The sequence below is a fragment of the Spongiibacter nanhainus genome, assembly GCF_016132545.1.
Lineage (GTDB): Bacteria > Pseudomonadota > Gammaproteobacteria > Pseudomonadales > Spongiibacteraceae > Spongiibacter > Spongiibacter nanhainus.
The window spans coordinates 1,398,798-1,412,499 of the sequence record NZ_CP066167.1 but is presented as its reverse complement, the minus strand read 5'-3'; the positions used below and the strand labels follow the sequence as shown (position 1 = coordinate 1,412,499).

Genomic DNA, 13,702 nt, shown 5'->3' with positions numbered 1-13,702 from the left:
GCGGCCCTGAAGGGGCCCGGGGGTGCCACACGGAGAAAATGATGTTCTTTTCCAGCTACTGGCACCGGGGGTTTATTCCCCTTTGAGCTCGCCGAGCATCGCAGCCATTCAATGAAAGGCTTTTAGCGAGGACTGTTTGAGCCGTCAGGCGAGTTCCGCAGCGTTTTCATTGAATGGCGAGAAGCGCAGGGTAGCCGAAGGCCGAGCGATAGGGTGGCGTTTCTTTTGGTTCCTTTTCTTTGGCCAAACAAAGAAAAGGAACTCGCCCAGCAGGGCGAAACCCGTGCTATGGAATAGCAAATATCCCCTCGACAGCGTGCCCGCAGGGCGAGGGCCAAGCACGGCCCAAACGAAACACCCGCTATCCCTATGCCAATACAAACAACGACAAAGCCGCCCCAAAACGCGCGTAGCGCAAAAGCTTACACCCCCCCCATGCACAGGTACTTAATCACCTGATACTCATCCATTCCGTACTTGGAGCCCTCGCGCCCGTAGCCGGATTGCTTCACCCCACCAAAGGGCGCCACTTCATTGGAGATAATCCCGGTGTTAATTCCCACCATGCCGTATTCCAGCGCTTCGGCAATTCGCCATACCCGGCCGATATCCCGACTGTAAAAGTAGGATGCCAAGCCAAACTCGGTATCGTTGGCCAGAGCTACCACTTCTTCGTCTGAACTAAAGCGGACGATCGGCGCCACCGGGCCAAAGGTCTCTTCCCGGGTAATCAACATTTTCTGATTGACGTTGGCCAGTACGGTAGGCTTAAAGAAGTTACCGCCCAGCTCGTGGCGTTCACCGCCAGCTATAACGGAGGCACCATGTTGCACAGCGTCGGCTATATGTTCTTCTACTTTGATAACCGCGCCGTCATCAATCAAAGGCCCTTGGTTGACACCCTCTTCGGTGCCGTTGCCCACCTTCATGCCGTTAACCGCCTCAGCCAGTTTTTTGGCGAACTCGTCGTAGACTGAGTCGTGGACGTAGAGGCGGTTGGTGCACACACAGGTTTGCCCGGTGTTGCGGAATTTCGACATCATCGCGCCTTCAACGGCGGCGTCGATATCGGCGTCGTCAAATACGATAAAGGGCGCGTTGCCGCCCAGTTCCAGCGACAGCTTTTTCAGAGTCGGCGCGCACTGCTCAGCGAGTTTGCGACCTACTTCGGTGGAGCCGGTGAAGGACAATTTGCGAACCGTTGGGTTGGTGGTTAACTCGGCGCCAATCACCCGGGATTTCCCGGTCAGCACGTTAAACACACCGGCGGGTATGCCGGCCTGTTCGGCCAATGCTGCGAGAGCCAGGGCGGTAAAGGGTGTCGCGTCGGCAGGGCGGACCAGCATGGTACAACCGGCTGCCAGTGCCGGCGCCGCCTTGCGGGTAATCATCGCCGCAGGGAAATTCCACGGGGTGATCGCCGCGCAGACTCCCACCGGCTCCTTGACCACCACCAAGCGTTTGTCGGCGGCGGGTGTGGGAATCACATCACCGTAGGCGCGCTTGCCCTCTTCCGAAAACCACTCGATGAATGACGCCGCGTACTGGACTTCACCCCGAGCCTCCGCCAGGGGCTTGCCCTGCTCGGCGGTCATGATCTGAGCGATGTCTTCGGCATTGTCCTGAATCAGATTAAACCAGCGGCGCAGATAGGCGCAGCGCTCTTTGGCGGTAAGGGCTTTCCAGTCCTTCCAGGCGACGTCGGCATCGGCAATGGCCTGGCGGGTTTCCGCCTCGCCCAAACAGGGAATCTCGCCCAGTTTTTCGCCGGTTGCGGGATTGGTAACGGTGGTGCGGGTAGGCGATTCGGCATCTACCCACTGGCCGTTCACATAGGCTTGTTGACGAAACAGTTCGGGGTTATTGAGTGACAACATAACGTTGCTCCAAATAAAACGCGGCGCACATCGATTCAATGGGCACCGCGGAGAGTCATACTATCTGAGACGTGGACAGGGCTACTCGGGAGCGCCCAGGTACTTGTCCATTTCCCGATGCATATTGATGATCATTTTTTCATAGTTTTCCGCAAGCCATATTTGCTTACAACCCAGGGAATGCAATCCCTTTTGCATGCGGGGGATATTGCCTAAATCCTGGCGGGGAATTTCTCTGACCTGATCCGGGTCTTGATAGTCGGTGACGTCCTCCCGAATCGCCCGAGGCACAGGCTCACCCTCAGGATAGGTCTTGGTAGAGAGGATTTCGAAGGTGCATTTATCCGGGTCGCGGGGGTCCGGCAGCACCCGATAGATCATCGCATTACCGGCGTTGGGCAGAATCATCAAATTGGGGAAGATAAAAAACTCCCCGCCCCACATGGCCAAGACCTCGGGATCAGGCTTGGGCATGGGCCGTTTTTTCATTGCCGCATCGGTATACAGGGCTTTGACAAACTCGGCACCCAGGCTGGAGCCCTCGGGGATAGGTTTACCTTTTAAAGAACGCGCCAGCTCAACGTCAGCCTTGAGCACCTGCGCATCCATGCCCTCCGCCAGCAGATTCAAACGGTCAGCCATGGCATCGACCGGGTCGACATCATCGGGGTAGTTGGTTTTACCCTGCATCGCGGTGTTTTTACCGGCGTAAAAGCGACCGTGACCGTAGTCAAAGGCGTCGGTGACGATATTATGGTGGGTATAGTCAACCTCTTGGCTTGGATCATCGCCATACACCACTTCGGCGGCTTTGACTTCCAGCTGGGGGTGAGTGGCGGGAACGTGATAGCCCTCAAAAAACGCTTCCTGGGCAACTTTCCAGTTGGAGGGCACAGGGATGGCCTTCCACCAGTAATTGCGCATATCGGCGATAGCCAGGTCTTCCAACAGCTGCTTTACCGGTGCAATGAAGTCATCAAACGGAACGGGGTTTTTATCAAAGTTGATAAAAATAAAGCCGGCAAATACAACGTGCTGTACCTCGCGCAGCGCCACGTCTTTGTCTTCCAGCTGACCGCTCTTAAACTCCTGGCGTTCCAGTACAAATTTGTTATTGCCCTGCAAGTCCCAGCGCCAGCCGTGAAACGGACAGATGATTCGCCCTTTCTCGAAATGGCCGCATCCACCATCTGATAGCGCCGTGCCGCGGTGAGGACACACATTATGGAAGGCTTTGATATCCCCTTCTTCGGTACGGAGGATAATCACCGACTGTGTGCCGATATTGTAGGTGGTGTAATCTCCTGCTTCGGGAATTTCGTCCAGTCGCGCTGCCGCTTGCCAGACCTTACTCCACAGCCGCTCAAATTCCAGCTTCAGGAACTCCGCATCGGTATAGCGCCCGGTACGGATGCCGTGGGAGAGCAGTTTCCAGCTCTCCGGCCATTCTTCGGCAGACTTTTGCGAAGCGATAACACTCATCACACAATCTCCGCGATTTTGGCTCCCACTTCATAGGCTTCACCGGTTTCGGCGATGACCTTCAAGGTCCCACTGGCGGGTGCCTCAATTTCCTGAACGGATTTATCCAGCTCCAAGGTGTACAAGGGCTGTCCCTTCTCGATAGCTGCGCCATCTTCAGCCAGCCACTCAGTCAGAGTAGCTTCCTGGGTAGAGAAGCCGATAGATGGAATGCAAACGTCTGTACTCATTGTGTTTTCCCTTTAGTTATAAGTCTTCGAGGGTTAATTCGTTTTCGCCGATTGGTTGCCGCCCCTTATTTCCCTTCTATTTACCTTCAAGGGTGTCGCGGATAGCTTGCTCTATATCACTGGCCTGATACAAAAAGGCCTTGTGCTCCAATACCCGAGCAAAGGGCACCGCAGCGTCCTTGGAGGCAACCCGCTTGATGGGGGCCTTCAATTTGCCAAAGCAGTGTTCTTGAATCCGTGCGGCGACTTCAGCGCCCACACCAAAGCTGCGCACCGCCTCGTGGGCAATCACTGCGCGACCAGTTTTATTCACCGACTTCACAATAGTGTCGGTATCCAGCGGCGACACCGTGCGCAGATCGATAATCTCCACCGAGATGCCGTCCTCTGCCAGCTTATCCACCATGGCACGCATATCTTTGAGGGGGCGACCGTAGCTGATAAAGCTAACGTCGGTGCCCTCGCGCTCCACATTGGCCTTACCCAGCGGAATACTGTAGTTCTCTACCTCGGGCGCAGGTCCCTTGTCGGCGCGGGTCAGCGCGTCTTCGATAAAGAGGCAGGGGTCGGGATCGTCGATACAGGCGCGCAGCAGGCCAACGGCCTCCGCGGGGGTAGAGGGAATCACCACCTTCATACCCGCGGTATGACAGAACCAGGCTTCCAGCATGTCCGAGTGTTGACCGGCGGCGCTCATACCGGCACCGGTGCGGGTGCGGATGGTAATGGGCACATTGGTCTGGCCGCCGGACATAAAACGCAGTTTGGCGGCGTGGTTAACGATCTGGTCCATGGCTACGGTGATGAAGTTCATCAGCATGATTTCCGCAACCGGCTTTTTACCGGCCAAGGAGGCGCCAATCGCGGCACCGATGATGGCCTGCTCGGAAATCGGGGTGGTCCGCACCCGCTCATTGCCGTGTTTGTTGCCCAGTCCAGCGGTTACTTTAAAAACGCCGCCGCCTTCTTTTTCGCCGATGTCTTCACCCAGCAAAATCACATTGGGGTCAGCGGTCATCGCCTCGTCTAGGGCGCGGTTGTAGGCCTGGGTAAAAGTAATCTTATCAGTCATTATTACGCCGCTCCGTAAACATCTTTATAAATTTCGTCCAATTCTGGGTCGGGGCTGGATTTGGCAAATTCCACAGCCGCATCAAACTCGGCTTGGATTTCACCTTCCAACGCTTCCAGATCGGCCTCGGTCGCGACACCGGAGTCCAGCACCTGTTGACGGGTCAGGACGATGGGGTCCTTGGCCATCTCGGCTTCAAGTTCTTCTTTGGGAATGTAGGGCGCCTGATCGCCAAAGTAGTGCCCCATATAACGGAAGGTATTCGCCTCGATCAAGGTAGGACCCTCGCCGGCACGGGCCCGGGCCACCGCGTCGCGCATGGCGGTCCACATTTCACCGGCGTCGTTGCCGTTTACGCTGACTCCAACCATGTTGGGGCCATAGGCGGTGGCGCGATCGGCGATACGCTCAATCGGTGTGGAATCTTCGTAGGCCGTACACTCTTGGTAGCGATTGTTTTGGCAGAGGAAAATCGTCGGTAACTTCCAGATGGCGGCCAGGTTCAGGGCCTCGTGGAAGGCACCGATATTGGCGGCGCCGTCACCGAAGGTGGCAACCGATACCCGGTCTTCGCCATTAAGCTGGGACGCCCAGGCCAGGCCGTTGGCAATAGGCATGCTGCTGCCCACCACCCCGGTGGTCACCATCACCCCAGAGGCAGGGTGAGTGATATGCATTGCGCCACCCTTGCCCTTACAGGCGCCGGTGGCCTTCATGAAATATTCGGCCAACAACACATCCAGGGGCATGCCCTTGGCGACTTGGTCGTGAATACCCCGATAGATCGTGCACAAGTAGTCCTTGGCTTCGAGATGAACCCCCATTGCAGCGGCTACAATTTCTTGGCCGCGGGGTGAGTAGTACACCGGGTGCATGGCACCGGAGCGGATCAAGCCCCGAATGTTGTCATCGACCATGTAAATCCGCAGTGCTTTTTTATAGACCTCGTACAGGTCTTTCGAGGTGAAAGTATCTGAAGCGCCCATAAGATTCTTCGCTTATTTTTTCCAGTGAATTGAGCTTGAGATTATTGCTATATTATTCAACAATGGTGTTTAATTTAAATCCCAAGGGCGCGAATGTAAAGAGCCCTGTCGGAAGAAAATTTACGCATTGCGCTCCCGGGTAGATTCAGCCCAGGAGTCGACAATAAGATTCATTTGCATACATGAGTTGCAGTGTTAAAAGGGCATCGACGCCGAGGGCTCAGCCGAGTAAGGCAGCACCACCAGGCCCGCAGCCCGTACGCTGCAATAAGAAACTGCAATTAAAGCCAATAGAGCAATAAGCCCCAAGGCGAGGAGAGAACTCCACTCACCTTCACCTTGAAAATCAATTAAGACAATAAGTTCGGAGAACGCCATGTCCAACGCCGCCCAACTCAGCCCTGCTGTCGACAAACCCGATCACGTTGCCGACGACTTGGTATACGATTTCGATTTTTACGCCGACCCGGGCCTGATCGAGCGAGGCCACGCCCGAGCCGTAGAAGTCAGCAAAGAAGCGCCGCCGATATTCTGGACACCACGCCAGGGCGGACACTGGATCATTCGCGGGCACAAAGCCGTGTTTGACGTGTCTCGGGACACCGACAAATTCAGCAACGGACCGATCTCCTACGAGGAGCTCCAGGAGATTCTCAAGTCCCTTCCTGAGGATTACCCCAAACCCTTGATCCCCACGCCAATTACCCTGGATCCGCCGCACCACACCATGTTTCGGCTGCCACTACAGCGCGCGTTTTCACCCAAGGCGATGAAGAAAATTGAGGGCGATATTCGCACGCTGGCGGCGGACTTGATCGAAAAATACAAGCCCCAGGGCGGCTGCGAGTTTATGGGCTCCATCGCCGAGCCACTACCAGTGACAGTATTTTTGAAAATTTTCGGCCTTCCCATAGAGAAGCAGGACGAATACCGGGCGCTGGTGAAAGAACACCTGGCCAATACCGATTTCGAGCCATCTGCTGTACAGGAACGGCTTCGCAAAGTGGCTGCGGTCATGCACGACACCATCATGGAGCGCAAAGACAACCCCCAGGACGATGTTATTTCCTTGCTTTGGAGTGCAGAGTTTGACGGCCAACCCGCCACCATCCACGACCTGGAAAATTACTGCGTGATGATTTTCGTGGCGGGGCTGGACACCGTCATGAACGGCATGGGCATCGGCGCCAACCACCTAGCCACCCACCCCGAGCTCCAGGCCGAGCTGCGCGCCAATCCGGACAAAGTCCCCGCCGCGACGGAAGAAATCCTGCGCCGCTATACCTTCACTCTGCCGCCACGCTTTGTGAAGGAGGATATGGAGTTTCAGGGCGTGACCATGAAGAAAGGTGAAAAAGCGGTACTGCTGCTGCCCACCGCCGATCTGGACCCCAATGAGTTCGACTCGCCAGAAGAATTCAACCTGGCCCGGGAAAGCGTCCACATTGCCTTCGGCGCCGGTCCTCACCGCTGCCTCGGCTCTCACCTTGCTCGCATCGAGCTCAACATCCTCTATGAGGAAATGCTGGCCCGCCTGCCAGAATTCCGCCTCAATCCCGATCACCCGGTTCAGTACCACGGCGGCCCGGTATGGGGACCGGAAGAACTGCATTTGCTGTGGTAGGCGTTTTTACCGCAATAGTGAAAGGCGTTCGCCGCCGTCGTGCCCTCCTTGGCAGCGACGGCCGAGCGCCTTTTGCGTTGTGGAGCGACCAAAGTTCGCTGTGCCAGCGATGTTCAATCGCGCTGCTATCTGTTAGTTTCTTAGCGTCATCACAATGAAGCCATAATATTAGCGCCAACTTAATGTCGGTAAGATAAACACTCGGCGCTCCTCACAAGCGCAGAATCCGTATCGGTATGGGTATTTGATGGGTATAGAATACAGAGACATCCCCATCGGTCTTCGCAGCCGCGCACTCCTGACTCTTATGCGCCTGGTTGCTCCGCCGATGATGATGCAAATGGCCAGTTCCAGCCCAGCAGTGCTTGCGAAGTTGCAAAAGCGAGTGCGAACCCTGCCCTGGCCCGATGTACCCGGCATTGCCATCGCCGAGCAAAATCTCAACGACATTCCCGGCCACGTACTTGGCGATTTGTCGGACACCAGCAAGCCGGTGGCGCTGTGGCTGCACGGCGGAGCCTTTTTACTGCCTGCCTCCAATATGCACCTGTCCACCTGCGCCCAATACTGTAAGTCACTGGGTATCGCGGCGTTTATGCCTGACTACCGCTTGATCCCCGAACACCCTTACCCCGCCGGACTGGACGACTGTGAGCAGGCCTACCACGCCTTACTGGAACTGGGCTTCGCACCGGAAAAAGTGGTTCTGATCGGCGATTCGGCGGGTGGCAATCTCATATTTGGGCTGATGCGGCGTATCCGCAAAAACCACATCCCCATGCCAGCCTGCGCCATCGCCATCTCGCCACTGGCCGAGCTTGGACGAGCGTACTATCCCCCAACCCTGTATATGCGCCGGCTCCGGGACCCCTTGTTACCGCTGGCGGCTTTGCCTAAACTCGCCGAGGCCTACTGCGGCGAAACCGATGGCTCTCACCCGGAGTTATCGCCACTGTATATGAAATTAGTGGGGCTGCCGCCCGTGTTTATTCTTGCCAGCAGTAATGAAATACTCATGGATGACGCTGTTCATCTAGCCGAGCGCTGCATAGAGTCCGGGGTGGAAACCGAATGTCACGTCTGGCCAAGGCTTCCCCACGCCTTTCCGCTGTTTGAGCGAATTTTTCCCGAGGCGAGACAAGCCCTGGATGAAATGGTTGAATTTACCCAGCGGCATTTGCCGGGCACTAAGCCAAGTACTAAGCCAGTAGCCGGTGAGCTCCACGGTAAGCCGGCTGCCAGCTAATCCCGGTAATCACGCCACCGGCTCGACAATTTAAGGACCCTTTGCATGCCCTCTTCACCCAGCCCTGAACTATCGATCAAGTACAAGCATTTGCAGCTTAGCCTGCGGTCGCGGATCACACTGTTTTTTATGCGTGTGGTGGGCAAACCACTGCTATCACGGATGATGCGAGGCAGCATCCGCAAAATCTCCAACTTCCAAGTACTGACCGCCTCGATGGAGGCGCCCAAGCACGGCATTAACATCGATTACCAGATTCTGGGGCGCTCTCCAGGCCACACACTGGGCGATATCAGCCGAACCGATCAGCCCATTATTCTATGGCTCCATGGCGGTGCTTTCATAATGCCTGCGGCGCCCAACGCCCATTTGGATACCGCCGCGAGACTGTGCAAAAAGTTGGGCATTCCCGCCTTTGTTCCCGATTACCGGCTGGCCCCCATGCATCGCTTTCCTGCGGCCTTGGACGACTGCGAAGAGGCTTACATGGAACTGCTGAGCCGCGGCTTCGCGCCGGAGCGCATCGCGCTGATCGGTGACTCCGCGGGCGGCAACTTGTTGTTTGGTCTATTGCAACGATTACGCAAGCGTGGAGTCGAAGCCCCAGCATGTGGGATTCCGGTGTCACCCGTAACTGAGCTCAGCCGAATACACGGTTTGCCCTCCCGTGGGCGGTTGCGCAAAGGAGACGTCTTACTACCGATCTCGGCGTTTTCCAGCCTGGGCGAGGCCTATATTGGCGAGCACGATGCCAGCGATCCGGAGATGTCACCCTTGTATATGGATTGCCAAGGCCTGCCGCCACTACAGTTTTTTGTCAGTGACAACGAAGTGTTGATGGACGATGGGCTGTATATGGCGCGGCGCTGCCACGAGGCGAGCGTCGATACCGAGTGTCACCTGTGGCCCTCATTGCCCCACGCCTTCCCGCTGTTTTACAACATGTTCCCTGAAGTTGCCGACGCACACGATGAAATGGCGGACTTTATCTCCCGCCACATCGCCACCAAGACAGAAGCAGCCAGTGATACGGAGGCCGACGCTGCGTCTGTCGCCTGACGACGCAGCCGCCGTCATTTTCGCCGTCTCTTAGTCGCTGAGTTCGGCGCGGACTTCCCGCTTCAGAATCTTGCCGGCCCCAGACAGCGGCAGTGGCTGCTGACGAATCGTCACGCCGCGGGGCCGCTTGTAATCCGCCAGTTGGCTGCGGCAGTGTTCGAGGATTTGCGCTTCAGTTAAATCGGCATCAGCAGCCAATACCACCACAGCGTGGACCGCTTCGCCCCATTTATCGTGGGGCAGCCCCACCACACAGCACTGAGCCACCCCCGGCAGGTCGTACAACACTTGCTCGACCTCGATGGTATAGACGTTCTCGCCGCCGGAAATCACCATGTCCTTGATGCGGTCGACAATATAGACAAAGCCCTGCTCGTCCATATAGCCGGCATCGCCGGTGTGCAACCACCCATCTCGTAGCGCCGCAGCGGTCTCCTCTTCGCGATTCCAGTAACCCTGCATCACCTGGGGGCCCCGGGCCACAATCTCGCCGTGCTCTCCGTTCGGTACCGCAACACCGTCTTCATCCACAATGCGGACCTCGGTGCCCATCATTGCCCGGCCCGCCGAACGGGCCTGGGGCAGATAGTTGTCGCCACTGCCATGCCAGCGTTTTGGCAGAATAGTCAGCACCGGAGAGGCCTCAGTCTGGCCGTAGAGTTGGCACAGCTCCAGCTCGGGATAACGCTGCAGCATTTGCTTGGTAAGCGCCTCGGGCATTGGCGAGGCGCCGTAAAACAGGCGCTCCAGAACCTTGAAACAGCGATCCGCCAGCGCGGGTTCTAACATCACCATCTGAATCATAGTGGGCACCAACACAGTGACATTGACGTGCTGCTGCTCAACGACCTCCGCTAACGCCGCCGGAGAAAACTGCCGCAGAATAACGTGACAACCACCCAGCTGACTGACCACATGGGTAAACAGCGAATCGGCGATGTGAAACATTGGCGCGGCATGCAGGTAACGCACCTCCCCCGCCGCCAGAGCACAATCTGCAATCAGCGCAATACTGTGGCTGACGTGATTGTCGTGGGAGAGCAATACGCCTTTGGAGCGCCCCGTGGTGCCGCCAGTATAAAAAATACTGGCAATGTCTCTGCCGCCACACTCGCAGCGGGGCAGAGGCTTGTGATCGGCTATAAGCTCATCGTAATGGTGACTCGAGTCCGGCGCCTCGCCGTCGTCAGCCCACACCACCTGTAGCGAGGCCAGCAGATCGGGATTCAAAGCCGCCGCGGTGGCCCAATTCATCTTGTCCACCACCAGCACTTTGGCACCACAATCCTGCAGTGCATACTCCACCTCTGGAGCCGTCCAGCGAATATTGATAGGCACAGTGGCGGCCCCCAACCACTGGGCGGCGTAGTTTGTCTCGATATTGCGATAGGTATTGCCCAGCAAGGTTGCAACACGGCCGCTTTGGGCTGTCCCCAAACTGGCAAAACCTGCGGCCAAACGGCCCACACGCTCGCACAACTCACTCCAGGTCAAGGCGGTGCCACCGTCGAAGATGGCAGTCTCTGTTGGAATTCTCTGCAGATTCCGCAGCAGGCAATCTGTTGTGTTCAAATCACATTCTCCTAGCTAAGCCAGTGGAATATGGCCCAGTGGTAAATTGAGCCCCCGGTTTGGCGATGCACTCAATCCTGCCACACTCAGCGATGCGCTTGTTGTCTGGCAGGGACCAAGAAGTTATCGGCTGCGGTGACTATTGTCTTTGGCATGTTCCCTAAAATACGCGGGGGTCACGCCCGCCCAGCGTTTAAAGGCCTTGCTGAAGGCGCTCTCATCTGAAAAGCCCAGTGCGGTGGCAACATCGGTCACGGCGTCGCCAGATTCCAGCATCTCCTCCGCAAGGTGCTGCAACAGGCGACTGCGCAGCAGCTTGAAAGTAGTGCCCTCCTCCTGCAGCTTGCGAACCAAGTGGCGGCCACTCATACCGAGTTGCTCGGCAATACGCTCCTTGCCCCAACCCGGCTGCTGCCGAATCAATGCCTGCACTTCACTGCTAAAGCCGGCGTGCTCCAGGTCTTTCAGCATCTGATCGGCCAAACTGCGTAGCTGATCCCGCATGGTGCGGTTGGTCTGAATCAATGGCGTCGATTGCAGCGCCGGCGCAAAGACCAAGGCATTGCAGGGTGCATTAAAACTGACCGGAGCCTGCAAGAGCTCCGGGTAAAACTCAGACTGATCGCCAGGCGGACTGATAAAAAGCACCCGCTCGGCTTCAAAGCGACCACCTGTGACCCAACGCGCCATATTCAACACGCAGGCCAGCACCGTCTCGACCCGCTCACGGCGGCGTATCTGATAGTGAGGCTCGTACACCAACTGGCAAAACGAACCCTCGTGAATCAAGGAAAAATCCCCACCCTCCCCGACAATAGGGTGGTACTCCAGCAGCAGCTCCAGGGCCTCTCCCTGGGTTTCACAGCTCATTAACAGCATGCCCACCAGGTCCAGGTGACCGACCTGTAGCTCCAAACCCAACCGCAAACCGGCCAGGGGGTCATCCGCGGCCTTGCAGTAGTCCTCCCAGATGTCGTCCTGAAGGGACATCGGTGTGCGTCCGCCCTGCTCTACCTGCTCCAGCAGTGATGGCGAGATTGGAATACCCCGGCGCTCTGCCGCCTGCAAAATGCCCTGGGTGTAGGACAGCGTGACTGAAGTTTTATCTGTCATTGTCCTGAATTGTCCAGCGGGAGTCCCGAATGAGCCATCACAAGCCTTGGCGAAACGATTATTCTTGTAGTCATAAGATCATAACAGATTGGAGTCGCCGCGATGTACGCCGTTATTGGAGCCGGGCCAATGGGTCTGGCCGCTGCCCGCAATTTGCAAAAGTACGACATTCCCTTTGTGGGCTTTGAGTTGTCCTACGACGTTGGCGGCCTGTGGGACATCGACAATCCCCACAGCACCATGTACCAATCTGCCCATCTCATTTCCTCCCGGCGCATGACAGAGTACGCCGAATTCCCCATGGAAGACGGTGCGCCCTACCCCCACCACAGCGAGATGCGGGCTTATTTTCGCGACTATGCCCGCCACTTTGGCCTCTACCAGCACTATCGCTTCAATACCCGAGTGACAGAGGTAAAACCCATCGGGGACGAGTGGCAAATCACCTACCAAAAAGATGGCGTCGAAAAGCGCGATGTATTTCAAGGGGTGCTGATCGCCAACGGCACATTGCACAAGCCCAATATGCCCCAACTGCCCGGCGAATTTGATGGCGAGCTGATGCACTCCGCAGAGTACTGCTCTGCCGACGTTTTTGAGGGCAAACGTGTTCTGGTGGTGGGGTGTGGCAACTCGGCCTGCGATATTGCCGTGGACGCGGTGCACCGGGCCCGCTCAGTGGATATGTCGGTACGCCGCGGCTATTACTTTCTGCCAAAGTTTATTGCTGGCCGCCCCACAGATACCCTTGGCGGCAAAACGCCCCTGCCCCGGCCACTTAAACAGAGAGTGGATGCCGCCATGGTCCGAATGGTGGTGGGCAAACCCTCTGACTATGGCCTGCCCGATCCCGACTACAAAATGTACGAATCCCACCCGGTGATCAACTCACTGGTGCTGCACCACCTGGGTCACGGCGATATCACACCGCGGCCTGCCATTGATCTGGTTAGTGGCAACACGGTGATTTACAGCGATGGCAGCAAGGCCAAATACGACCTGATTTTGATGGGCACCGGCTACAAACTGGACTACCCCTTTATCGACCGCGAATTATTAAACTGGCGGGACGGCGATGCTCCCTCCATGTACCTCAACTGCTTCCACCCCCAGCAACCCTCGCTGTTTATGATGGGGATGATCGAGGCAACGGGGCTTGGCTGGGAAGGCCGTAACGAGCAAGCCGAGTTGGTGGCGCTGTATATTAAACAGCGCGAGGCCGGCGCAAAGTCCGCCGATAAACTCACCGCCACCATTAAGAACTTTGGCGGCCAGCGTATGGATGGCGGCTACGACTATCTGCAATTGGAGCGGATGGCCTACTACGTTCACAAAGAGACCTATCGCCGCACCATTCGCCAACACACCCGGGCACTGAAAGCCGATCTCACCGCACCCATGAAGGCCAGCGCCGCCGGCGCTCGCTAAGGAATCGGTGGGC

The 13,702-nt window shown here is 56.9% G+C and carries 12 protein-coding genes; 4 read left to right on the top strand and 8 right to left on the bottom strand.

Annotated elements, in window-relative coordinates; translation table 11 throughout:
* Positions 1-422: 422 nt before the first annotated feature.
* From I6N98_RS06430 to I6N98_RS06405, 6 genes are all read right to left on the bottom strand, one after another.
* The gene (locus tag I6N98_RS06430; protein ID WP_237684544.1) at positions 423-1,877 is read right to left on the bottom strand and encodes an NAD-dependent succinate-semialdehyde dehydrogenase; all 1,455 of its coding nucleotides are present in this window, start codon (positions 1,875-1,877) and stop codon (positions 423-425) included.
* Between the two features lie 81 nt (positions 1,878-1,958).
* A complete protein-coding gene (locus tag I6N98_RS06425; protein ID WP_198570965.1) occupies positions 1,959-3,359 on the bottom strand; it encodes an aromatic ring-hydroxylating oxygenase subunit alpha in 1,401 nt (466 codons plus the stop codon).
* Complete coding sequence (locus I6N98_RS06420; RefSeq protein WP_198570964.1) at positions 3,359-3,589, bottom strand: biotin/lipoyl-containing protein; 231 nt, start codon at positions 3,587-3,589, stop codon at positions 3,359-3,361. Before I6N98_RS06420 ends, I6N98_RS06425 begins: the two co-directional genes overlap by 1 nt.
* Positions 3,590-3,665: 76 nt before the next feature.
* A complete protein-coding gene (locus tag I6N98_RS06415; RefSeq protein WP_198570963.1) occupies positions 3,666-4,661 on the bottom strand; it encodes an alpha-ketoacid dehydrogenase subunit beta in 996 nt (331 codons plus the stop codon).
* A gap of 2 nt (positions 4,662-4,663) precedes the next feature.
* Positions 4,664-5,647 (bottom strand): thiamine pyrophosphate-dependent dehydrogenase E1 component subunit alpha, encoded by a 984-nt coding sequence (locus tag I6N98_RS06410; RefSeq protein ID WP_198570962.1) that lies wholly within the window; start codon positions 5,645-5,647, stop codon positions 4,664-4,666.
* 195 nt (positions 5,648-5,842) lie between these two features.
* Complete coding sequence (locus tag I6N98_RS06405; protein ID WP_198570961.1) at positions 5,843-6,025, bottom strand: hypothetical protein; 183 nt, start codon at positions 6,023-6,025, stop codon at positions 5,843-5,845.
* On the opposite strand from I6N98_RS06405, the gene I6N98_RS06400 reads away from it, so the two are divergent.
* The 3 genes from I6N98_RS06400 to I6N98_RS06390 all read left to right on the top strand — a co-directional run bounded on the left by I6N98_RS06400 (position 6,024) and on the right by I6N98_RS06390 (position 9,576).
* The gene (locus tag I6N98_RS06400; RefSeq protein WP_198570960.1) at positions 6,024-7,271 is read left to right on the top strand and encodes a cytochrome P450; all 1,248 of its coding nucleotides are present in this window, start codon (positions 6,024-6,026) and stop codon (positions 7,269-7,271) included. The genes I6N98_RS06405 and I6N98_RS06400 overlap by 2 nt on opposite strands.
* A gap of 247 nt (positions 7,272-7,518) precedes the next feature.
* Positions 7,519-8,517 carry an alpha/beta hydrolase gene (locus I6N98_RS06395; RefSeq protein WP_198570959.1) on the top strand — a complete coding sequence of 333 codons (999 nt, stop codon included), beginning with the start codon at positions 7,519-7,521 and terminating at the stop codon, positions 8,515-8,517.
* A gap of 45 nt (positions 8,518-8,562) precedes the next feature.
* A complete protein-coding gene (locus I6N98_RS06390; protein WP_198570958.1) occupies positions 8,563-9,576 on the top strand; it encodes an alpha/beta hydrolase in 1,014 nt (337 codons plus the stop codon).
* A 30-nt stretch (positions 9,577-9,606) separates the two neighbouring features.
* On the opposite strand, the gene I6N98_RS06385 is transcribed toward I6N98_RS06390, so the two are convergent.
* Together I6N98_RS06385 and I6N98_RS06380 are read right to left on the bottom strand one after the other, a co-directional pair.
* Positions 9,607-11,148, bottom strand: coding sequence for a long-chain-fatty-acid--CoA ligase (locus I6N98_RS06385; protein ID WP_198570957.1), 1,542 nt, complete (start codon positions 11,146-11,148; stop codon positions 9,607-9,609).
* A gap of 123 nt (positions 11,149-11,271) precedes the next feature.
* A complete protein-coding gene (locus tag I6N98_RS06380; protein ID WP_198570956.1) occupies positions 11,272-12,261 on the bottom strand; it encodes an AraC family transcriptional regulator in 990 nt (329 codons plus the stop codon).
* A 102-nt stretch (positions 12,262-12,363) separates the two neighbouring features.
* Between I6N98_RS06380 and I6N98_RS06375 the strand changes: the two genes are divergently transcribed.
* A complete protein-coding gene (locus I6N98_RS06375; RefSeq protein ID WP_198570955.1) occupies positions 12,364-13,689 on the top strand; it encodes a flavin-containing monooxygenase in 1,326 nt (441 codons plus the stop codon).
* Positions 13,690-13,702: the final 13 nt, after the last annotated feature.